At 52.4% G+C, this 22,910-nt stretch carries 19 protein-coding genes; 9 read left to right on the top strand and 10 right to left on the bottom strand.

All coding sequences use genetic code 11. The features are described 5' to 3' along the window. Window positions 1–142: 142 nt before the first annotated feature. Both nifS and nifU read right to left on the bottom strand, forming a co-directional pair. Window positions 143–1,312 (bottom strand): cysteine desulfurase NifS, encoded by a 1,170-nt coding sequence (gene nifS, locus ACNKIB_RS11655; protein WP_417910732.1) that lies wholly within the window; start codon window positions 1,310–1,312, stop codon window positions 143–145. Continuing rightward, window positions 1,312–2,148: a Fe-S cluster assembly protein NifU gene (gene nifU / locus ACNKIB_RS11650; RefSeq protein ID WP_417910731.1), complete on the bottom strand. Its 837-nt coding sequence runs from the start codon at window positions 2,146–2,148 to the stop codon at window positions 1,312–1,314. The genes nifS and nifU overlap by 1 nt, the downstream gene beginning before the upstream one ends. A 128-nt stretch (window positions 2,149–2,276) precedes the next feature. On the opposite strand from nifU, the gene ACNKIB_RS11645 reads away from it, so the two are divergent. The 6 genes from ACNKIB_RS11645 (at window position 2,277) to ACNKIB_RS11620 (ending at window position 8,229) form a co-directional block, all read left to right on the top strand. Further along, window positions 2,277–2,504, top strand: coding sequence for a hypothetical protein (locus ACNKIB_RS11645; protein WP_417910730.1), 228 nt, complete (start codon window positions 2,277–2,279; stop codon window positions 2,502–2,504). 90 nt (window positions 2,505–2,594) lie between these two features. Continuing rightward, window positions 2,595–5,039 carry a phosphoenolpyruvate synthase gene (gene ppsA, locus ACNKIB_RS11640; protein WP_417910729.1) on the top strand — a complete coding sequence of 815 codons (2,445 nt, stop codon included), beginning with the start codon at window positions 2,595–2,597 and terminating at the stop codon, window positions 5,037–5,039. A 102-nt stretch (window positions 5,040–5,141) separates the two neighbouring features. Further along, on the top strand, window positions 5,142–6,533 hold the full coding sequence (locus ACNKIB_RS11635; protein ID WP_417910728.1) for an AAA family ATPase: 1,392 nt from the start codon (window positions 5,142–5,144) through the stop codon (window positions 6,531–6,533). Next, entirely contained in the window at window positions 6,530–7,087 is a 558-nt protein-coding gene (locus tag ACNKIB_RS11630) for a hypothetical protein (protein WP_417910727.1), read from the top strand. The genes ACNKIB_RS11635 and ACNKIB_RS11630 overlap by 4 nt, the downstream gene beginning before the upstream one ends. Before the next feature lie 3 nt (window positions 7,088–7,090). Then, window positions 7,091–7,444 (top strand): hypothetical protein, encoded by a 354-nt coding sequence (locus ACNKIB_RS11625; RefSeq protein WP_417910726.1) that lies wholly within the window; start codon window positions 7,091–7,093, stop codon window positions 7,442–7,444. Between the two features lie 11 nt (window positions 7,445–7,455). Then, window positions 7,456–8,229 (top strand): succinate dehydrogenase/fumarate reductase iron-sulfur subunit, encoded by a 774-nt coding sequence (locus tag ACNKIB_RS11620; protein ID WP_417910725.1) that lies wholly within the window; start codon window positions 7,456–7,458, stop codon window positions 8,227–8,229. 438 nt (window positions 8,230–8,667) lie between these two features. Here the strand turns inward: ACNKIB_RS11620 and ACNKIB_RS11615 are convergent, their stop codons facing one another. The 5 genes from ACNKIB_RS11615 to cbiM all read right to left on the bottom strand — a co-directional run bounded on the left by ACNKIB_RS11615 (window position 8,668) and on the right by cbiM (window position 12,469). Beyond that, on the bottom strand, window positions 8,668–9,399 hold the full coding sequence (locus ACNKIB_RS11615) for an energy-coupling factor ABC transporter ATP-binding protein (protein WP_417910724.1): 732 nt from the start codon (window positions 9,397–9,399) through the stop codon (window positions 8,668–8,670). A 61-nt stretch (window positions 9,400–9,460) separates the two neighbouring features. Next, window positions 9,461–10,189: a cobalt ECF transporter T component CbiQ gene (gene cbiQ, locus ACNKIB_RS11610; protein ID WP_417910733.1), complete on the bottom strand. Its 729-nt coding sequence runs from the start codon at window positions 10,187–10,189 to the stop codon at window positions 9,461–9,463. Between the two features lie 243 nt (window positions 10,190–10,432). Continuing rightward, on the bottom strand, window positions 10,433–11,209 hold the full coding sequence (locus tag ACNKIB_RS11605; protein ID WP_417910723.1) for a DUF4198 domain-containing protein: 777 nt from the start codon (window positions 11,207–11,209) through the stop codon (window positions 10,433–10,435). 73 nt (window positions 11,210–11,282) lie between these two features. Next, window positions 11,283–11,867: a hypothetical protein gene (locus ACNKIB_RS11600; RefSeq protein WP_417910722.1), complete on the bottom strand. Its 585-nt coding sequence runs from the start codon at window positions 11,865–11,867 to the stop codon at window positions 11,283–11,285. Continuing rightward, window positions 11,864–12,469: a cobalt transporter CbiM gene (cbiM, locus tag ACNKIB_RS11595; RefSeq protein WP_417910721.1), complete on the bottom strand. Its 606-nt coding sequence runs from the start codon at window positions 12,467–12,469 to the stop codon at window positions 11,864–11,866. Before cbiM ends, ACNKIB_RS11600 begins: the two co-directional genes overlap by 4 nt. A 279-nt stretch (window positions 12,470–12,748) precedes the next feature. Between cbiM and ACNKIB_RS11590 the strand changes: the two genes are divergently transcribed. Further along, on the top strand, window positions 12,749–14,413 hold the full coding sequence (locus ACNKIB_RS11590; RefSeq protein ID WP_417910720.1) for a sulfatase-like hydrolase/transferase: 1,665 nt from the start codon (window positions 12,749–12,751) through the stop codon (window positions 14,411–14,413). A 455-nt stretch (window positions 14,414–14,868) separates the two neighbouring features. On the opposite strand, the gene hisF is transcribed toward ACNKIB_RS11590, so the two are convergent. Beyond that, window positions 14,869–16,449: an imidazole glycerol phosphate synthase subunit HisF gene (hisF, locus tag ACNKIB_RS11585; RefSeq protein WP_417910719.1), complete on the bottom strand. Its 1,581-nt coding sequence runs from the start codon at window positions 16,447–16,449 to the stop codon at window positions 14,869–14,871. A gap of 288 nt (window positions 16,450–16,737) precedes the next feature. Here hisF and ACNKIB_RS11580 point away from each other — a divergent pair, with 288 nt between their 5' ends. Continuing rightward, window positions 16,738–20,496, top strand: a complete 3,759-nt coding sequence (locus tag ACNKIB_RS11580) for a CBS domain-containing protein (protein ID WP_417910718.1) — start codon at window positions 16,738–16,740, stop codon at window positions 20,494–20,496. A 39-nt stretch (window positions 20,497–20,535) separates the two neighbouring features. Next, window positions 20,536–20,937: a rhodanese-related (seleno)protein gene (locus ACNKIB_RS11575; RefSeq protein WP_417910717.1), complete on the top strand. Its 402-nt coding sequence runs from the start codon at window positions 20,536–20,538 to the stop codon at window positions 20,935–20,937. 87 nt (window positions 20,938–21,024) lie between these two features. Here the strand turns inward: ACNKIB_RS11575 and ACNKIB_RS11570 are convergent, their stop codons facing one another. After that, on the bottom strand, window positions 21,025–21,153 hold the full coding sequence (locus ACNKIB_RS11570) for a hypothetical protein (RefSeq protein WP_417910716.1): 129 nt from the start codon (window positions 21,151–21,153) through the stop codon (window positions 21,025–21,027). A 128-nt stretch (window positions 21,154–21,281) separates the two neighbouring features. After that, window positions 21,282–22,904, bottom strand: coding sequence for a hypothetical protein (locus tag ACNKIB_RS11565; RefSeq protein WP_417910715.1), 1,623 nt, complete (start codon window positions 22,902–22,904; stop codon window positions 21,282–21,284). Window positions 22,905–22,910: the final 6 nt, after the last annotated feature.

The raw sequence follows: 22,910 nt of genomic DNA, 5'->3' as shown, positions 1-22,910 counted from the left end.
CCGCTCTCTGCGCCGCCATGCGCAAGCTCGTTCATCTCTGCTTCGGCGTGCTGAAAACACGCCTTCCTTACCAGCCAAATTATCCGCCGTCTTGCCTGGCAGGAGGTCTTTCCTCTTGACAGGCAAGACGGTATCTACATCATCACCCTTGCCAGAACGGCGACATCGCCCTCAGCCCGGCAATGATCTCCGGCATCTTTGCCAGCACGAAGTCCACTTCCTCTTCAGTATTATATATAGAGAGGCTGAAACGGATTGAGCCATGCGCGGCAGTGAAAGGCACGCCCATAGCCCGGAGCACATGCGACGGCTCCAGCGAGCCAGAGGTGCAGGCCGAACCGGACGAAGCGCAAATGTTGTGCCGGTTCATGTGCAGGAGAATGGCCTCTCCTTCCACGTACTCAAAGCTGACATTGCTGGTGTTGGGCAGGCGCAGCTCGGCGTGGCCGTTGCGCATGGATTTTGGAATGGAGGTCAGCAGTCCCTGCTCCAGCTTGTCGCGCAGGGCGCGGACACGGCTGTTCTCCTCAGCCATCATTTTGCCAGCTAACTCGCAGGCTTTGCCGAGGCCGACTATCGCAGCCACGTTCTCAGTACCGCCCCGCCGTCCTTTCTCCTGATGCCCGCCGTGGAGGAAGGGCACAAAGGGCGTTCTCTTGCGCACATAAAGCACGCCAATACCTTTCGGCGCGTGCAGTTTGTGACCAGAGAGCGAGAGAAAATCAATCTGATTGCTCTTCATGTTGATCGGCACCTTGCCAACTGCCTGCACCGCGTCGGTGTGGAAAAGTATGCCGCGTTCCTTGGCCAGCTCCGCCATCTTCTCCACTGGGAAGAGCACGCCGGTTTCGTTGTTCGCCCACATGGCTGAGACCACAGCAGTGTCATCAGCCAGAGCATCGCGATAATCATCAAGGTCAAGAGTGCCGTCCGCCCGCACTCCCAGCCGGGTGACACGATGCGGCTGGCCGGTGAACTTGTCCAAGTTCTCGCAAAGATTCTTCACTGCCGGATGCTCGACCTTGGTTTTGATCACGTGCCGCTTTTCGGGAAAGGTCTGCAAGGCAGAGAGTATGGCGGTGGAGTCGCTTTCCGTGCCGCAGCTCGTGAAGACGATCTCGCTTGGCTCCGCGCCGAGCAGCTCGGCAACTTGTGCGCGGGCATTCTCCACCGCCCGCCCGACTTGGCCGCCAAAGGTGTGCATCGAGGAGGGATTGCCGTAATACTCGGTGAGAAAGGGCAGCATCGCCTCCAGCACTTCCGGCGCAATCCGGGTGGTGGCGTTGTTGTCCATGTAAATCACTTTGTCCATTATCGCGCCTCCTCGACAATCAAGGTTTCTGAGACCTGCTCGCGCAGCTTCTTCTCCACATAGTCCTTGAGAGTGGTGAGCGAGGACTGGCAGCGCGAGCAGGCCCCGCGCAGGGAGACGGTGACGATGTCGCCGTCCACGTCAATCAGCTCAATGCCGCCGCCGTCCTTCTTCAGGGTCGGCAGGATTTCCCTCTCGATCACGTCTTCAATCTTCTTGATCTTCTGCAAGGTGGTCAGCCGCTGCGCTTTAGGCTGAGAAGCCTTTTCCGCCGCCATCGCCTGCACGGTCTGCTGGAGGATTTCCCGCAGCTTGTCCTCGCAGCGACCGCAGCCGCCGCCTGCCTTGGTGAAGTTGGTGATGTCCTCGACTGAGCGCAGGTTTGATTCCCGAATGGCGCGGATGATCTCCAAATCCGTCACGCCAAAGCATTCGCAGACCACGTTGCCCTGCGCCATTGGCAGGATCACGCCGCGATAATCGGCAATCGCTGCCTCCAAGGCTTCACGCCCCATGACCGAGCAGTGCATCTTCTCTTTCGGCAGGCCGCCGAGCGCGTCAGCAATCTGCTGGTTGGTCAGCTTGGCCGCCTCGTCTATGTGCATCCCTTTGATGATCTCAGTCAGCACAGAAGAAGAAGCGATGGCCGAGGCGCAGCCGAAGGTCTTGAATTTCGCATCCGTGATGATTCCCTTGTCATCCACCTGAATGGTCAGCTTGAGCGCGTCGCCGCAGGCCAGCGAGCCGACCTCGCCGGTGCCGCTCGGCTTGTCCAGTTCGCCCACGTTTTTCGGGTTGATGAAATGCTCCTGCACCTTGTCTGTATATTCCCACATGATATTTGTCCGTGTTCTTGTATGATTAAGCTGCCTTGCGCAGCGAACCTTCCCTAACACTCCCTGTCCGTTTCTTCGGCTCCTGCTCTGCTCATCCGTATGAGCCTGCTCATACGCTCCGTGTCAGCATGCTGATACCCGTCGAGTCAGCATGCTCATACCCTGCGTATCAGCCTGCTGACACGCTCGGAGTCAGCCTGCTCATACCGGCTGCCGCAGCATGTTCAGCGCGCAAAGAGCACGTGGAGCCGAAAGACACTGTAGTCTGGCGCAGCCTGCGCGGCCAGCAGCGGCAAGATTACCCCAAAACAGCGCACCCTGCACGGGTTAAGGTTGACAGGCGGGCAATTTTCTAGCATAGTCTCTCTGAGGAGTAAAAACCGTGCGGCATCTGGCCGGACGAATGAATTCTACTTGCAAATCGCGGGTTCAGGGAGACTGAGAATATGGGACAGGCACATGACGAAAAATTGATCCTTTGGTTTGATGAAATCGGCATTGAGGATGTGCCGCTGGTTGGCGGCAAGAACGCTTCACTGGGCGAGATGTATCAGCATCTTACTGGCAAGGGCGTTGCTGTCCCGCATGGTTTCGCTATCACTGCTTACGCCTATCGCTACCTGCTGAAAGAGGCGGGCATTGAGGCGGAAATCCGCCAGGTGCTCTCCGACCTAAACACCGAAGACATGGCCAACCTCGCCGAGCGCGGAGCCAAGTGCCGCGACATCATCCGCAACGCCCCGTTCCCGCCCCTGCTGCGCGACGAGATCATCGCTGCCTACAAGAAGATGGAGGCCGAGTACGGTCCGAACGTCGATGTGGCCGTGCGTTCTTCTGCCACTGCCGAAGATTTGCCTGATGCCTCGTTCGCTGGCCAGCAGGAGACCTACCTGAACATCCACGGCTACGACAACATCATCCAGAACTGCCGTAAGTGCTTCGCCTCGCTCTTCACCAACCGGGCGATTTCCTACCGCCAGCATCAGGGCTTTGGTCAGTTTGACGTGTATCTCTCGATCACCATTCAAAAGATGGTGCGCTCTGACTCTGCTTGCTCTGGTGTTATGTTCTCCATCGACACCGAATCCGGCTTCAAGGACGCGGTCTTCATCACCGGCGCGTGGGGTCTTGGCGAGAACGTCGTGCAGGGCGCAGTCAACCCGGACGAGTACTATGTCTTCAAGCCAACCCTGAAGCAGGGCAAGAGGCCTATAGTTGGCAAGAAGGTCGGGTCGAAAGCGATCAAGATGATCTACGACAACGACCCTTCTACGCCAGAGCCGGTGCGGAACATTGACACCACGCCTGCGGAGCGCAACGCCTACGTGCTCAACGATGACGAGATACTCAAGCTCGGCAGCTGGGCCTGCATCATCGAGGATCATTACAAGAAGGGCATGGACATTGAATGGGCCAAGGACGGCGACGGCGTGAATGTCGGCACCGGCAAGCTCTTCATCGTCCAAGCCCGGCCTGAGACCGTGCATTCGCAGGCCAACAAGGGCATGATGGAGACCTACAAGCTGCTGGAGAAAGGCAACGTCATCGCCAAAGGCTTGGCTGTCGGCAGCAAGATTGGCCAAGGCATTGCCCATTGCATTGCGGATGCCAAAGACATCGGCACCTTCCGCAAAGGCGAGGTGCTGGTCACGGACATGACCGATCCTGACTGGGAGCCGATCATGAAGATTGCTTCGGCGATCATCACCAACCGGGGCGGACGCACCTGCCACGCGGCGATTATCTCCCGCGAGCTGGGCATACCCTGCGTCATTGGCACCGGCGACGGCTCTGAGCGGATTAAGACCGGCCAGGCCATCACCGCCTCCTGCGCGGAAGGCGAGACCGGCAATGTCTATGAAGGTCTGCTCAAGTTTGAAGTGCAGAAGACTGACCTCGGCAGCCTGCCAAAGACCAAGACCAAGATCATGATGAACCTAGCCATCCCGGAGAAGGCCTTCACCGAGTGCCAGATTCCCAACGACGGCGTTGGCTTGGCCCGTGAGGAGTTTGTCATCAACTCGCACATCGGCCTGCACCCGCTCGCCCTCTACAACTACGAGGAGCTGAAGAAGTCCAGCGACCCGGAGAAGCAGGAGGTTGTCCGCCAGATTGACGCGAAGACCGGCGCGTATGCAGACAAGAAGCAGTTCTTCATTGACAAGGTGGCTGAGGGCGTGGGCCGCATTGCCGCTGGTTTCTATCCGAAAGATGTCATCGTCCGCCTCTCCGACTTCAAGAGCAACGAGTACGCCAACTTGGTCGGCGGCCATTTTTACGAGCCGGAAGAAGAAAACCCGATGATCGGCTGGCGCGGCGCGTCCCGCTACTACGATCCGAAGTACCGGCCTGCGTTCGAGCTGGAGTGCAAGGGTCTGCTCAAGGCGCGCAATGACATGGGCCTGACCAACATCAAGCTGATGGTGCCGTTCTGCCGCACCCCAGAGGAAGGCAAGAAGGTCATTCAGGTGATGCGTGAATGCGGCTTGGTGCAGGGCGAGAACGGCCTTGAGCTGTATGTTATGTGCGAGATTCCGAGCAACGTCATCTGCGCTGATGCCTTTGCTGACATCTTCGACGGCTTCTCCATCGGCTCCAATGACCTGACACAGCTCACTTATGGTCTTGACCGCGACTCCGGCATTCTCACCGGCATTGCTGACGAGCGGCATGAGGCGGTGAAGGAAATGATTCGCATGGTGATCAAGACTGCCAAGCGGCGCGGGCGCAAGATCGGCATCTGCGGCCAAGGGCCGTCTGATTTCCCGGACTTCGCCACTTTCCTTGTCGAGCTGGGCATTGATTCCATGTCCCTGATCCCGGACACAGCCATCAAGACCCGGATGGCAGTGCATGAGAAGGAGAAGGAGCTGGGGATTGCGCCGAAGTAAGGGGAGGCAGTAGCGAAGGATGGGAAAGGGCGGGCTGTGTCCCGCCTTTTCTTCTATTTGGATGTAAGGAAAGGATGTCATACAATCAGTGAGCAAAGCAAGATGAAAATAACAATTAAAAATCTTGGCGCATTGAAACAGGCTGAGTTCACGCTTGGTGAGATGACTATTCTATGTGGCGGCAATAATACAGGTAAGACGTATGCCACCTATGCGCTCTATGGTTTTCTATCTACTTGGCGTGAAGGATTATCTGTTGATGTTGCATCAAAGAATGTAAGCGAACTGATGGCTGAAGGTGTGACTCATATAGATATTAATAGTTATATTGAAAATTTTGAGCGGATATTATTTGACGGATGTGCAAGGTACTCAAATTTCTTACCGACTGTTTTTGCTGCCCAGAAGGATAAGTTTAAAGACAGCTCGTTTGCTGTGACCGTTGCCGCAGAGCATATAAAACCTTTTGGAAAATATGAGCGGCGCATGAAGGCGGCAAGCAAGGAACTGTTCTTTATTACAAAGGAAGAGACCAGCTCCGATGTGGTTGTCACTTTGCTTGTAGAGAAAGGCAGGGTTAGACTGCCGCAAGATGTGATCAAAAAAGTTATTGGCGATGCTCTGAAAGAAATTATTTTTGGGCAGGTGTTTCCAAATCCGTTCATTGCCAGTGCCGAGAGGACAGGCGCAGCCATCTTTCGCAAGGAATTAAATTTTGCCCGCAATCGTCTTCTCGAAGAGATGGCGAAAACAGATCAATCGGTCAACCCGGTTGATCTGTTGTTTAAGACATATCAGGATTATGCGCTACCGGTGAAGGATAATGTCGATTTTACTCGGCAGCTTGAAACGTTAGCTAAAAAGAACAGTTTTATCGCTGAACAACATCCAGATGTGCTGGTAACTTTCTCTGATATTATAGGCGGTGAATACCGAGTTACTAAGAATGATGAGCTGTATTACATCCCAAATGGCAAGAAAGTGAAACTGACGATGGATGAAAGCTCCAGCGCGGTGCGTTCCTTGCTGGATATTGGCTTCTATTTGAAGCATATGGCGCAGCCTGGCGACCTGTTGATGGTAGATGAGCCGGAACTTAATCTGCACCCGGAGAATCAGCGGCGAGTGGCAAGGATGTTCGCAAGATTAGTCAACCTTGGCATTAAAGTTTTCATTACAACCCACAGTGACTATATTGTCAAGGAACTGAACACGCTGATCATGCTCAATCATGACAAACAACATCTGAAAAATATTGCTGAACGAGAAGGATATTGTCGGGATGAACTTATATCTTCAGATCAGGTCAAAGTGTATATCGCTGAAGAATCATTAGTGAAATTAGATGGAGGGCAGCGCAGAAGCTATTGTCAAACATTAGTGCCTGCCGACATAGATCCTGAGCTTGGCATTCAAGCACGCAGTTTTGATGCAACCATTGATTCTATCAATAGAATTCAAGAGGAAATCGTCTGGGGAGAGAGTGAAGCATGACGGACATTGAACTTCTTGAGCAGATGATAAAAGATGAAGCAAAGGTAGCACTTGAGGACAGGAATGGAAAGCAATATGTTGTATTGAATGAGCCTCAATGTCCAAGCGGCTCTGTCACTATAGCAGGGATGCCAGATAACGTCATTGTCATCAAAGCTGATTCATTCAAGGCTCCCGACTCAATCTTCAAAGGCGAAAAAGGTGAATGTAAACGCGCAGATTTTGTCATAGTAGCTGACTCTGGGCAGAAGAAGGTCATTCTTTGCATTGAAATGAAGTACAGAAAAGGCAAGCCACCTGAAATTGTTCAGCAGTTAAGAGGGACTCGCTGCCTGCTTTCTTATTGTCAGGAAATAGGCAAGGCTTTTTGGGACAAGCAAGATTTCCTCAAAGGGTATGTTTATCGTTTCATCAGCATAGGCAATCTCAGCATAGCAAAACAGAAAACCCGCATAGATCGTCAGCCAGCAATACATGACCAGCCAGAACGGATGATGAAAATTGATTGGCCGAATAGTCGCATAGAATTTAATCTGTTAGCTGGGAAAAGTTAAGACATGGAAGCAAATATTTCAAAATCAATTATTATAAATAACAGCTACGCTGAACTGCTGCCTTCTTTCAACGATGACCTCCAGTCAGCAGTTGATGCCGCGCTGCAACGCTACTTGATTGATGAAATTGCCGCTAAGATTGCTGGCCTGAAGAAGCAAGAAAAGCTGTTCCGACTGAAATACGGCTGCGATTATAAAACATTTTCCCAGCGCATAGCCGAGGATGAGGAATATATCAATCAGATTGAGAACAGCATCAGTAAACTTTGGGAATCTGACTTAGCTGATTGGGAATTCTGCGAGAAAGGGATAAATGATTGGACGAGAAAATTGCAGAGTATTTTGCTGCTGTCATAACTAGGCAGAACATGACAGCAACTACCCTCTCCCTCACCCTGCACATTTGGCGGCAAGCTGGGCCACAAGCAAGCGGAGCCTTTGAAACCCACTGTTTGTCCCATCTCAACCCAGCGATGTCGTTCGTCGAGTTATTAGATCATCTCAACGAGCAGCTCACCTTAGCAGGTCTGGAACCCATAGCGTTCGACAGCGATTGCCGCGAAGGAATCTGCGGCTCATGCGGAGCTGTGGTGAATGGTCGGCCACATGGAGCGCAGCAAGGCGGTAGCGGCAGTACCTTGTGCCAGGTACATGTCCGGGATTTCCAGGATAACCAACACCTCTGGGTCGAGCCTTTTTGTGCAACTGCTTTCCCGATCCTGAAAGACTTAATGATTGATCGTTCAGCACTGGATCGAATCATCCAAGCTGGTGGCTTCGTCTCCATCAATACCGGCTCTGCGCCCGAAGCCAATAATCTGCCTGTGGCCCGACATAAAGCGGAACAAGCCATGGATACCGCTGCATGTATCGGCTGTGGTGCATGTGTGGCTGCCTGCCCAAATGCTTCAGCGATGCTCTTTGTCTCAGCGAAAATAAACCACTTACTGGCACTGCCCCAGGGTCAGCCTGAACGTCAAACACGCGCCTTAGCGTTAATTGCTGCCATGGATCGCCAGGGTTTTGGCAGCTGCGGCAATAACCGACTCTGCGAGCAAGTGTGCCCTAAAGGACTCTCCCTTCAGCATATTGCCCGCCTCAATCGCGAATATCTTTTCGCAGCCCTAACAGAACCAGCATAAGCCCATCTTCAGTACCAACAACCGGGATGATCGACCACAGATCATCCCCGGCCTTCCAACCAGCCTGCTTTCTTTGCGTACCCGTCTTTATGATGTTCCAGCTCTAGGTATTGGGGCTTGGCTACAATACTGATTAGAGGCTATCTACAATAGTGATTGAGGGTTGGTCTCAATAGGTACTGAGGGTTGGTCTCAGTACATACTGAGGGTTGGCATCTATACTGTTAGATGGGTGGCATCTGTACTGTTAGTTGGGTGGCAACAGTATATACTGTTGGGTGGCAACAGTACTGTTAGTTGGGTGGCAACAGTATGTACTGTTGGATAGCAACAGTATATACTGATGGATGGCCTTGGTAGGGGCAGGCCTCTGTGCCTGCCCTTCTTGGCGTAGGGTAATGGAATTACTTTATAATGCTCTTGTTGCGGATTAAGCCGTTACTCTTCATGCTCATGCGCATGAGGGCAATTACCTAATCTGTGGGCATGATGGTGACTGTGTAAGCATTCAGTGCTACTCTGGATAATCTTGCCCTCATGCAAAGTATAGACTTCTGCACAGGTTTCCGACAAGAAATCCCAGTCATGGGAGATGATGATATAGCCCATATTGAGGCGATTCAAGATGCTTATCAATCTTGCACGGGTTGCTGTATCCAAGTTATTACTCGGCTCATCGAGTAACATCACTTCCGGCTGCATAGATAAGATGGTGGCGAGTGAGACCAATTTCTTTTCCCCACCTGAAAGCTGATGGGTTACGCGGTTCTCTAAATGTAATAAGCCGAGATACTTTAAGGTCTCGCGGGAGACGCGCAATGCTTCTTGCTGACTCAAGCCAATATTTAACGGGCCAAAGGCAACATCCTCAAGCACGGTCGGCGAAAAGAGTTGATCGTCTGCATCTTGAAAGACTAGGCCAATACTCCGGCGTAGTTTGCGGAAATCCTCCTTACTGCGCATCTCGTTGCCTTTGAACAGCAATTGGCCAGCTGTGGGACGGACTAAGCCCATGATGAGATGCAGTAAGGTCGTCTTGCCACTGCCATTTGCGCCGACTAGGCCAATCCGTTGCCGATACGAGTAGGTTATATCTATTTGGTTGAGCAGCAATTGGTTACTGCCAGGATAGGCAAAAGATATCTGTTGCAGCTGGATAAGCGGAAGCAAGGTAGCCTCACCATAAGGATGGAAAAGAGGAAGGGAAAGAGAACGTGGAACCGCAGGATACTCAAATATACTCGATCAAGTCCAAGGCTACCAGCCCAGCTGCGGCCAATAAAAGACTGATCATGAGTAAGATATCCTGGTGGCGCAGCTTAGGCATGATCTCGAGACTGTGAAACGTGCCGGTAAAGCCGCGTAAAAGCATAGCCTGCTGAATCCGTGCTGCTCGATTCCAGCTGCGAACGATTACCATGCCGAGCAAGTAACCGTAGGTTTTATAGGTATGCAGATTCGTGCGTGGCTGAAAGCAGCGTAACTCTGCGGCGCGGTGCAGGCGTAGCAATTCTTCGTGGATAAGAAACAGGTACCGGTAGGCAAAAAGAAGGAGGAGGCAGAGCCGCTGGGATACATGCAGGCGTTGCAGGCCATGCCCCAGTTGGGCGACTGTGGATGTGGCAAGCAGGCTGATGAAAAACAGTACCGCAGCGTTGGCCTTTAAGGTGATCAAGGCAGCAAGGAATAGGCCATCCAGGCTAACAGGTAAACCGATCAGGCGGATCATCAAACCTTTACCGTAAGTCAGCGGCAAAATGATCCAGAGGAAGAGATTAAAGCTATTGACGAGGAAAAGTCTGCGTACAACCTCGGTCCAGGACAACTTGGTTATTGAGGTGAGGAGTACCGCAAGAGCAAGCCCGGCAAAGGCTGTACGCAGATGTTGCTGGGATAAAGCAAGACTCAGGGTCAATATTCCTGCACCGAGCAGTTTAGAATGGGGGGCGGCACGATGCAGGAACGAGTTGCCGACGCTGAATTGCTCGAATGTAATGATATGTCTCCTATTGCTTAATCACGCGGGACAGATTACGCTTGTTGTCAGTAAAGGTCTGCGCACAACCTTTGTCCAGGAGAGCCTGACGGCTGACTTGAGGAGAAACGTCAGAGCGAGCCTGGTAAAGGCTGTGCGCAGATGTTGGCATAAAGCAAGACGCAGGGGCAGAAGTGACTTGCCGGTGCAGTATTGCGTGACTGTCAGTTACTTGTTCTTATAGGCATCAAGATAGGTCCACAATACCGCACCCAGCTCTACGCCTTTATCTTCTTTGCCATCTGGCCCTTTGAGTTTGTAGTCGGCCTCATTCAGGGCTGCAAAGCCCCACCAACCAGCTAAGGGGCAGGCGAAGGTAAAGATGCCGTTCTCATCTGCTTTAACCACTTGCGTGACGTGGTAATCACTGAGGGTATCCAGCTTGTTGTCCTGATTGTAGAACTCTACTTCAACTTCTGCGCCAGGCACCGGTTTACCATTGAGCAGCACCTTACCTGTAAAGCTGTTGCCTGCATAGTTAGCAAACGGACGGGTTAAGGGTACAATCTCTGTGGCCAAGCCCAGCGGCTCATCCCAGCCTTGATCATCACCAAACGCGGCGATCAGGGTTTTAGTGTAATGAATGATGTATATATCTTCAGCAGGCTCCCAGTATGGAGTAGGTTCCATGACCAGACCATAGACACCTGGCTTCTTGATTGTAACGTCAGTCGTCCATGCCTGATGCTCAAGGACCTTGCTCACTTTGAGTTGGGGCAGGAGGTCAGTTTGGTCTTTGCCGTTGCTCAGGTAAAACTGCTTGGGCTTGGCTAAATCCATGCCTATCATGGCAAAGGGATGAATGAAGGAGAGATCGACCTTGAAGCTCTTCTTGGCTGGAGTAAGGATGTTCTCTGAGGGAATGACCATGCCAAAGTGGGCCAAGGCATTACCTGTTAAACAGGCAAGCAAGACAGCGGTCATCGATGCAGCTTTCATCTTCATGGGTTGCTCCTTTTTGAGTGTATAGGGATGAATGGATAGAAACTATGCTCTCTAGCCATTCAAGATAAGATGATCATCGCTGTTTATGATTTTTACGGCTCTGCGCCCATGCTGTAATGCCGACTAGACCAAGAATCCAACCGATGCCACCGAGGAGATCGTGGAGGCTGGGTTTATGTTCCTGGTTTTCAGCAAGTGTCTTACGTAATGGCGAGAGGCCTTTGCTTATTTCTTCAGCAACGATGCGCCGCAGTTGCTGCTCATTCAGCACAGGAGATGCCGAGGCAGCGGGTGAGGTGTCATTGCCAACTGCGGCAAGATATTCCTTGGCCTCTAAAAGCCATTCACCACGATGCCCTTCACCACCATTGGCAACAAGCAGGAGATCATACTGCACCTTGCTTGCTTGCTCGGGTAAGGCAACGCGAAATTCACCTTTCTCATCGCAGACTGTTTCAGTGAGAACCGTGCTGTTTGCCGCGTTCTGCACAGCGATTTGGACATTCTTGGCTTGTCTGCCTCCACTGAATTTCACCTCGCCACGAATCTCGTTGCCTTCTGGCCAAGCGAAGATACTCAGCTTATGGGCGTGCGCAGACAGCGGTAGTAGCAAGAGGGCCATGAAAAGCAGCAGACAGCCTAAGGAGGAACGGTTCATGAGACAGCTTTGAGCTGTAATATTTCTGGTTGCACTTTGGTGATAAAACCGATTGTGAACATAGTGATGCAGCCTTCTATCAGCATGACTGGCAGGTTGGTGGCAATCAGCATCTTGGCCGTGGCAGCGAATCCCTCATCTGATAAACTGAGGGCTAAGGCGGTCAGCAGCGAGGAAAGCAGAATGGACAGCGCACCAGCGGTAAAGGCGGCAATAGGCCGGGTGCTTGGCTGCTCCAACCAGTGGCGAGTAAGATAATGGCAGCAGAGGGCCGGGGCTGCCATTGTCATGGTATTCACGCCCAGCACAGTTAGACCGCCGAACTGGAAGAAGACTGCTTGGAGGAACAGGCCAATCAGGATGGCTGGAAAGCAAGCCCAACCCAGCACCAGGCCGAGTAACCCATTAAGAACAAGATGCACCGATCCTGGCCCTAAGGGAACATGCACCAAACTCGCTGCAAAAAAAGCTGAAGAGAGCAGTGCGGTGGGCATAATATCGTCCTGCTCTCTTCGGTGCAGACTAATGATCGTGCCAACTGCGGCGAGCACTCCACCGATGATGAGCACTGGCGCGGAAAGCACGCCTTCCGAGATGTGCATGGTTGCCTCCTGAAAATAATACCTGATGAGGAATCGTAATATCGCCTACGCCTCATACGTACCGCAATATACGAATCTTGTCAAGCAAGAAAAAAAATCTGCTGCCGCGTGGTTTCTCAGTGACAGAAAGAATTTTTTATCCTACTACTCAGGAAGAGCAGGCAGTCACGTACTACCTATCTTGATCTGGTGTTTCTTCTACGTTACGCAATCTGTGATTGGTACACTCTTCTTGAATAGAAAAATTCATATTCTTTTCATAAACTAAGGATGATCGGAATGAAATCACCCTCGAAATCGATCCATTATTTTTTGGTAGCAATTTTATTGTTACTACTTCCTGTCGTTGTAGATGCTTTTTTTTCTATTGATTCGATAGCAAGTACACCGACAAGAAAGATTGCGTATATTTTGTACGGATTTTCTTTTGTTCTTTTCTTGTTACCATTCTTGCGACCAAGGAAATTACTCCTTGTCCTTTCTCCAGTAATATTCATAGCTCCGGTTGAAATATATATAGCGGTAACGCTTAAATCTTCGTTAAACAAAGGGATAATGGCTTCTATTTTCAACACTCATTCGAGCGAAGCGTTGGAAATTTTAATGGCGAATGGCTTGTATATATTAGTATCTATTTTGTATCTTTCTCTCTATATATTTCTAGCCCTGTGTGTAAGCAGATCTTTCTCGATAGGAAAGAAAACAAGAGTGCTGTTTGTTGCTCTAGTGCTCCTTTGTCAGGGAGGAATTGTAGCAAGAGATATATATGTTGCACTTATGCTGATAAAAAATAACAACCTTACAGATCATAGTTTTTTCGATCATATTGTAGATAGTTATATTCTTAAAGCTCAGAAAACCTTTCCTGCTAATTGGGTTCTAAGTTTTATTGGATGTCAAAAAGACAGAAGAAACATGATGGAGTACAATGAAAAAATAAAATCATTTACTTTTGGCGCGAGAGAGGTTGAGCCTGCTGATGCAAGAAAAGTTATAGTTCTAGTGATCGGAGAAACTGCCCGGCGCAATAATTTTTCTTTATACGGCTATGAAAGAAAGACAAATCCCTTGCTGGAAAAAGAAACTAATCTCATCGCCATGAAAGACGCTGAAACAGTCTATAATCTTACTATGTTTTCAGTAGTTGTTTTTCTCTCGCGGGCAACAGATAAAAATTTCAAACTTCATCTTTCAGAGCCATCTCTATTAAAGGCCTTTAGAGAGGCTGGGTTTTATACGGTTTATATTAACAACCAGCCGTTTTGGAATTCAATGCTAGAGATATACGCAAAACAAGCAGATCAACTCGAAGATATTACCTCGAAATCGAGTATGTATTCCGATTCTTATGCAACTGACGAATCAATCATCCCTGTTTTTGACAGAATCCTAAAAAATAATAATCACAAAAATTTACTTATAGTTATCCATTCTCTTGGAAGTCACTTTAGATACAGTTTAAGGTATTCAGGTGACTACGAAGTGTTTAAGCCAGTAATGAAAAACAAACTGGATTTTTCCTCAATATCACGAAAATACAGAGATGAACTAATTAATAGTTACGATAATAGCATTATGTTTACTGATTTTTTTCTTTATCAGCTTATTTCAATGATGAAATCAAGGCCTGAATATGCCAGCTTGATGCTATACGCTTCTGATCACGGAGAAAATATTTACGACGACGATAAATTTGGCTTCACTCATGGCGGAACAGTTATGAGTGAATACGAAAAGGAAATACCTTTCTTAATTTGGCGGTCAGAAACGTATGATAAATACTATGCCAATAAAATACAGACACTCAAAGAACATGCAGACGTGGCGGTAAATACAACTCATATCTTTCATTCTCTTTTAGATCTATCCGGTATTTATATAAATGACGAAACCCACCGGAAAAGTTTTGCTAATAAAAAATTTGAAAATGCAAGTTCAAAATAATTCTTACGAAGAACCTCTTCGTTTTACCCTACCCACCGCTCCATTAGCCCCTGTTTCCCCACCCCTGCAAGCTCTGTTTAAACGAGTAAACAGAGTATTTACACGTCTGAATAGAGCTTTGCAACGTGCAAAAGTTCTAAACAAACGAGTGAATACTGGTTTTGTACGTCCGCAAGCTCCATTTAAACGAGCAAACGGAGCATTTATACGTCTAAGTAGAGCTTTGCAACATACAAAAGCTCCAAACAAACGAGTGAATGCTGGTTTTACACGTCTGTAAGCTCCATTTGAACAAGTAAACTGAGCATTCACACGTCTGAATAGAGCTTTTTAACGTGCAAAAGCTCCAGGCAAACGAGTGAACGCTCCGTTCAAACATCTAAATGCTGGTTTCAAACGAGTGAATACAGTATTCACACGTTGAAAAGCTCCCGACAAAGGAGCGGTGCTTGCCCTTACCAGCCCTCCTGCCTGACCTCCACTTTGCCCTTGAGGAAGGATTTCACTGCGCCGATAGGCACCTCCTTGCGATGGAAGATGCCAGCGGCTAGGGCCGCATCGGCCTTGGTCTCCCTGAAAACCTCCAGGAAGTGCTCGGCCTTGCCTGCGCCGCTCGAGGCAATCACTGGGATGGCCACGGCCTGCTTGACGGCTCGGATCAGCTCCAAGTCAAAGCCGGCATTGGTGCCATCGCGGTCTATGCAATTGAGCAGGATCTCGCCTGCGCCCAGCTGTTCGCAGACCTTGGCCAGGGTAATGGCATCCAAATCCCGCCCTTCCCGCCCGCCCTTGACGGTGCATTGATACCAGCAATACCGCTCGCCGTTCGGGCCAGGAAAGGCTGTCTCGATGACGGGATGCGGTACCGCCGCCGGGGAATCCACATACACCCGGCGGGGATCAATCGAAATCACCACGGCCTGATTGCCATAGACCCTGGCAATTTGCTCAATCGAACTGAGGCCCGTGGCCTTGCCGTGCCGCAGGACATTTTCTACGATCAGCACCGCATCTGAGCCAATGGAAACCTTGTCCGCGCCAGAGCGGAAGTAGGCTGAGGCCACTTCTAAGGCTGACCAGAATCTACCCTCAGCATCGGTGAAGTCGCGGATGCCGCCGCCAATGGTCAGGGGGACAAAAACCTGCTTCGAGGTCTCCCGCAGCACCGCCAGCATCGGCATATCCGCGAGCGGAAAGGCCCGGAAGGCAGTAATATTGAGAAAAGTGATCTCGTCTGCGCCTTGCTGGTAATACTCCTGCGCCAAAGCCACCGGCTTACCCAGATTGCGCACCTCGCCCTGCTCGCGCACATCATACTGATCCCCTTTGGTGACGACCAAATCGCCCTGATCATTCGAGCGTACATCTAAGCAGGCAATGATCCGGGCCGCCAGCTGGGTGCTTTGCGGGCAAGAACGCAGGCTCACGGTTTCGCGGCTGGTATCGAGGAAATTGGCCAGCAAGCGCAGGCCAGCTTCCCCGCTCTTTTCCGGGTGAAACTGGGTGGCGGTGATGTTGCCATGCTGGACTGCGCTGGCAAACGCGCAGCCATAGTCGGTGCTGGTCAGGACATCCAGAGGATTATCCGCCTCAGCATAGTAGGAGTGGACAAAGTAGAATTTTTCGAGGCCAGAAAAGCCGTGCAAAAGCCGCGATGGCTGCTGCGCCCTAATCCCATTCCAGCCAATATGCGGCACAGACAGATCACCCTGGAACCGCCGCACCCGACCCGGCAGAAAGCCGAGTCCTGGCTCTTCTGGGGCCTCCTCACTGGCGGCAAACAAGGCCTGGAGGCCAACGCAGATGCCCAGAAATGGCCGATCAGCGTAAAGGTATTGCAGCAAAGGCTCGGCAAGCTGCTGCTCACGCAGGCTGCGCATCATAGCCCCAAAATTACCTACGCCGGGAAAAACTAACCGCTCAGCCTGGAGGATATCTTCTGGCGTGCTGACACATCGCACGGTTTCGCCCAGGCTTTCCAGGGCATTGATAACCGAGCGCACGTTGCCTGCGCCGTAATCAAGCAAAGTAATCATAAACTGTTCCACCTCGCAGAAAGGGATGAATCTATGTGGCAGGGCTAGGCAAGCACAGGAGCTTGATCGCTGCCGCCCGATTTGTAGAAAGGATTAAGGGACAAGTCAAGCCTTATTGTTGATTGACCTGTAATCAACCTGGTCGAGTCAGCAGAGACACTATGCTATCTCCATCTTGCACGCGATACTCATCTTCCGCTAACAAAAGCTGAACCGTATCTTTTCCTGCCGGATTATCGCTATAGTCTTCTTGCCGCACTGCTACGATTGGATTATACTTTACAGATCATGAATCTTGCCCAGCTGATGACCACCCCGGCAATCACTGCCTTGCCGGACACCCCGCTTCCAGCCTTACTGGAGCTGCTGGAGCGGCATCGCATCTCAGCAGTTATCCTTGCTGAGGAGGGGATTCCTCTTGGCTTAGTGACTGAGCAGGACGTTACCCGCAATGCGGCGGAAGACCGGCTCTATTCCGGGCTGACAGGCCGAACCCTGACCAGCGGCAAGCCAATCACTGCCTTGCCAGAGACCAGTTGCCGCGAGGCCTTCCAACTGATGGTGCTGTCCAGGTCGCGGCATCTGGTGGTGGTGGATTCAGCAGGCAAGGCCGTGGGCATGGTCACAGAGACCAACTTCCTCCACTCCCTTGGTCTCGAATACTTTGTTGACCTGACCACGATCAAGGAGGTGGTTGCGCGCGGGCTGATCACCCTGAAGCCGACTGACTCGGTTCATGCGGCGTTGGAGCAGATGCATCAGCATAACATCAGCTGCGTGCCTGTTGCCGATGCAGAAGGGCGACCTGTTGGTATTCTCACCGAGCGGGATGTCGTGCGCCTCAGTCTCAGACGAGTGGACTTCTATCACACTCGGCTCCAGCAGGTGATGAGCCAGCCGGTCTGTGCGGTGTCTGAGCAGGCAGTGCTGCCTGATGTGGTGGAGATCCTGCGAATGCAGCAGATCCGCCGCTTGGTGATTGTTGATCAGGACGGACGATTGACTGGTCTGATCACCGAGACAGATCTGCTCAAAGGCCTGCAAAGCCGCTACTCCCGGCTGCTGCGGGAGATCATCCACGAACAGGAGCGGCAGCTCCGCCAAGCCTGGCGTGCCCTGGATGATCAGTCAGTTCTGCGCAGCTTGCTTGAATCTGCGCCAGACACTGGCATCGCCGCCACCGACCTCAACCTGCGCATCCTCTATTTCAACCCCGCAGCAGGCCGGATCTACGGCTGTAAGCCAGAAGAGGTGATTGGCAGGACTGTACATGAGTTCCATGTCCTCTATCAGATCCCGCCAGAACGCTTGGATCAGGCCGTCAAGATCGTCCGCGAGCAGGGCTTTTACCAGTACACGGCCCAGCGGTCTGATGGTAGGCACTTTGAACTGCGGGTTTCAGCGATTCGCGATTCTGACAACGAGATGATGGGCTACATGCTCATTGGCCAGGATGTGACCCGGCGCAAGCAGGCAGAAATCGCCCTCCAGCGCAGTGAAGAACGCTTGCGCAAAAGCCAGCAGTTTGCCCGGGTTGGCTCATGGGACTGGCAGATCGAGAGCGATATCTTGCACTGGAGCAAAGGCGTGCCGCCTCTCTTTGGCCTGCCACCCGGCTCTATGAAGATCAGCCATGCCCAGTTCCTGGAAGCTGTTCACCCTGAAGACCGGCAACGGCTCACCGAGGCAGTTACAGCCTGCCTGGAGCGCGGCACAGAGCACACTCTTGAGTACCGGGTCGTCTGGCCAGACGGCAGTGTGCACTGGCTGCACGAGCAGGGCGATGTGCTGCGGGACGAGTACGGCGAGCCACTCAACATGCTCGGCTTAGTCCAGGACATTAGCCGCCGCAAGGAGGCAGAACTCCAACTCCTGAGCCAGCATCACTTCTTAGACTCGGTGCTTGAGACGGTGCCCTCGATGCTCTTTGTCAAAGAGGCAGAGTTGCTGCGCTATGTTCGCTTTAACCGAGCAGGCGAACTGCTGACTGGCAGGCCTGCCTCTGATTTCCTCGGCAAGTCTGATGCCGATCTCTTACCCCCTGCTGAGGCCGAGGCCCGGATGGCCGCAGATCGGCAGATCCTCAGTGGTGGTCTGACAGTCGCGCTCTCCGAAGAGGAGATCACTACTCAGCATCAAGGGACCCGCTTACTCCGCACCCGCAAGGTGCCGATTCTCGATGGCCAGGGCAAGCCTGTCTATTTGCTCGGCATCAGTGATGATATCACTGAGCAGCGGGCCGTGGAGCAAAGTTTGGCTGAGGCAAGGACGTTGGCCGAGAAGGCCAACCAAGCCAAGAGCGACTTCCTCGCCAACATGAGCCACGAGATCCGCACCCCGATGAATGGGATCATTGGCCTGACTGAGCTGGCACTCACCACGGAACTGACTCCCCAGCAGTCGGACTACTTGGAGAAGGTTAATGAATCAGCCCAGTCCTTGCTGGGCCTGCTCAACGATATCCTCGACCTCTCCAAGATAGAGGCGCACCGCCTGGAGCTGGAGTCCATCCCCTTTGACCTCCATGCCCTGCTTGGCCAGATCAGCTCCCTGATGGCCATTCACAGTCAGCAGAAAGGCCTGCCGCTGCATGTCCGCATTGACCCAGAGATCCCCCGGCATCTGCTTGGTGATCCTCTGCGGATCAAGCAAATCCTGCTCAACCTGGTTGGCAATGCCTTCAAGTTCACTCGGCAGGGTGAGATAACCATTGAGGTGCGGCCTGGCCTCCACGCCCAGCACGACTGCCTGCCTGTCGCCTTCACGGTGCGCGATACTGGCATTGGCATTGCCAAGAGGCAGCAGCAAGAGCTGTTCAAACCCTTTGTCCAGTCAGACAGCAGCACCACCCGCCTGTACGGCGGCACTGGCCTGGGCCTGGCCATCACCCGCCAATTAGTGGAGATGATGGACGGCACCATTACGTTGGTCAGTGCGCCAGGCGAGGGCAGTGCCTTCACCTTTACCCTGCCCTTGCCGCTCTCAGCTCCTGAGGAACTGGCTGCCTATCTCAAGCACTCAGAACTGGCCAGCCCAGACCGCAGCACCTTGGAGCAGATCAGAGGCGCACACATTCTCCTGGTGGAAGATAACGCCATCAACCAGCAGGTGGCTATGGAGCTACTCACGCAGGAGTGCTTTCGGGTGGATCTGGCAGAGAACGGCGAGCAGGCCCTTGATCTGCTCCAGCCAGGCCGCTATGACCTAGTGCTGATGGATATCCAGATGCCGGTCATGGATGGCTATCAGGCCACCACAGCCATTCGTCGCCAGAGTGAATACGACAGCCTGCCCATCCTGGCGATGAGTGCCAATGCCATGCGCCATGACCGCGAGCAGTGTCGAGCAGTTGGCATGAACGACCATATCCCCAAACCAGTTGACCGCAAGCAACTGCTGGCTGCCCTTTGCCGCTGGATCAAGCCTGCCGTGCGGGATAAGCCCCAGAAGCGGCAGGAACGCCACATCGCAGGCAAGCTGCCGCAGCTCTGTGGCATTAATAGCCGAGTTGCGCTGGAGCGGCTCGGCGGCAATCAGCGGGTTTATCTGAGTATCCTGCACAGCTTTGCCAGAGAATACCCAGGGGCAGTGCGAGAAATCCGCAGGCAGCTGGCTGAGAACGAGCGGAACAGCGCGGAGCGGCTTGCCCACACCCTGAAAGGCATGGCTGGAGCCATCGGAGCGGAGACCTTGCAGGAGACAGCCAAGGTACTGGAGGACAACATTCGCCACAACCAGCCCCTTGACTCTCTGTTAGAGGCAGCAGAGTTCCAGCTGGAGCAGGTCATCGTGGCCTTGCAGAGCTTGCCGCCAGTAGATGACAAGACTACCCCGATCAATCACCAGCAAATCAATACCGCGCTGCACCTGCTGGAAGAACAGCTGCGCAGTTATGATGCAAGTGCTGCCGAGACCTTGGCAGGGCTGTTGCACATGGCCCAGCCAGACCTCCGCCAGCAGTTAGCTACCCTGCAAGGCCCGGTGGAGCGGTTTGACTTTGAGGCTGCCTTGGCCGTCTTTCCTGAACTCAATCCTGGTCACTCATGACGAGGCCAGTTGTATGATCAATCCAAAAAGGAGAACAGCATGAAGAACATTTGGTTCGCAGTAACAGCAGCACTTTTCTTTTTCACCGGCCTGTTTCCCGCCTTGGCCGCTGCTGAATTTCAGCTGATGAGCAAAGAGGAACTCAAGCCACAACTGGGTTCCTCGGAGCTGATCGTCATTGACGCGCGCTCCCAAGCCCAATGGGAAAGCAGCCAGTTTAAACTTCCCGGCGCAGTTTGGCTGTCAGATGACAACCTGGACACCTGGGTAAAGAATACCCCTAAGGACAAAACCTTGGTGGTTTATTGCGCCTGAGCAGGGCAAGGCAAGAGTGCCGGTCTGGCATCTCAGCTGATTGCAAAGGGTTTCAGCAAGGTGTATGTTCTTGAAGGCGGTTGGAAACTCTGGCAAGACAGCAAATATCCTTTGGCAGAGCGATAACTCTTCCTCTGCTGCTTCTTGTCTCAGCCTGGCAAGCAGTTGAGGCAATTGCAACAGGTCGCTGGCTCGGTTGCCAAGGAGTTGTACTCAGCCAAACTCCTTTGTAACCAAGCCGGACTCCTTTCTTACTCGGCAAAACTCCTCTCCAATTCGGCAGAACTCCTTTGTGGCTTGGCCAAACTCCTTTGGTAGTCGGCCAGACTTCTTTTCTGCCAAGTACAACTCCTTTCCTGCTCGGCAAGACTCCTCTGCAAGTCAGCCAAACTCCTTTGCGGCCAAGCCGAACTCCTTGCCAACCGAGTATAATTCGAGACAGTCGGCAGGAGATGACTTGCGCAAGAGGTCTATTTCAGGGGGATAGTCTGATCATTGCTCACCCCGCTCCCTTCCTTCTGGGATGCCTCGCGGAAACAGGCTTTGAGCTTACCGCCCATCGCCGCATCAATTCGACCATACGGCAGGTGGATCGTCAGGGTGTTGTCGGTAAAAGTCGCCACCTTATCAGGCAGGGGATCCAACAACTGCCGCTTTTGCGGGCCGATATCGTAGAGACTGACATAGGCCTGGCCTGTGCTTTCTGGCGCATTCTTCGGCGCAGTAAGCAGAACATCCAGCTCCAGATCGTAGCCGCCTCGCCCTTTCTCACTGGCGAGAACCGTGCCGGTGGTCTGATTCATATCGACATCAAAATAAAAACTGACCAGAGGATCAAAGGCCTCCCGGTCTTTGGCCGCGAAATACTCGGCAAAGGGCTTGGCCAACGTCACCGTGAGGACCAGCTCGCCTTGCTTGCCAATGGCCGTGACCTCCCTGATGTCGAGCAGCGGATTGCCGACATCGCCGACTGGATCGCGCCAGATAATGAAGCCGTCTATGGAGGGCAATATCTTGACCTCCGGGGTCTTCGAGACAGGTTCAGATGTACCGTCGTCAGGCAAAGGCTGACCATCAGCCTTAGGCAGCTTCAGCGTCATTCCTTGCTTTTCTGCGGCCTGCCCTAGTTGCTGGAGCACATTCTCCCGAATCTCCTCGAGCTTGCCAGGAAGTTTCGGCCCTACCATCACGACTGCCCCCAGTGCTGCCAGTATGGGCAACAGCATTCCAGCAAGAGCCATGGGCATCCACAGGCAGCGGCAGGTACTGTCCGTGTCAATCGTGCCAGCTGCTTGCTTGAGGTCGCGATATACCGCCACCATATAGAGCAGCGCGAAAGGCGCAAAGAGCAGAGGCAAAAATGGAACCATTCCCACCACCGTCATCAGGAACCCAATCAGCAGCATTTTGCCCAGAGTATTCCACCAGTGGCCGCGCATATAGAGTCGGCTGGCCATCAGGGCATCCAAGCCTGTGCGCTGCTCATCAAGCATGACGATCAAATAGAGCGACATGGACAGGGCTAGAATCAGGCCAGGCAGAATAAGTAAACAAAGACCAGTGAAGACAATGCCGCAATAAAGACTGCTGATCCAAAGCATCGGAAACAGATATTTCCAACCGGTGCAGAGCGATTCCATGACCCCGTGGTGTTCATCTACCGCAGCGGCCAGCATTGCTGTTTGTTGCCAAATTCCCAGTAAGATGCCGACCAGCAGTAAAATCGTTCCCCCACCGAGCAGAAAGGGAAAGAGCGGATGCGATGAGAGCGCGGCTGGATTAGCCGCTAGTTGTTGGAAATCGCTGGCTACGAACTGCTGCTGTAACTGTTGCGGATCTAAGCCTAAGGCAAAGATACCGCCTATACCGAGGGCAGCCAGTAAGAGAATGCTGAACAGAATCGCCAGGAGCATTACTGCCAGGATAGGCAAGGCACGCTTTTTATACATCATCCAAGCAGTAGAAAAGATCGCGCCAATACTGCTGACCGGACCTTTCGCCACCTCGGGCTTTGGCTTGACCACGACCGGTTTTTTCTGGGGCGGCGGAACCTTGGGAAGAGGGCCTTTCTTGGGAAGCGGTCTTTTCATCATTGCATG

It is taken from the genome of Candidatus Electronema sp. PJ (genome assembly GCF_048287395.1).
GTDB lineage: Bacteria > Desulfobacterota > Desulfobulbia > Desulfobulbales > Desulfobulbaceae > Electronema.
This window is presented reverse-complemented; position numbering and strand designations above follow the sequence as displayed.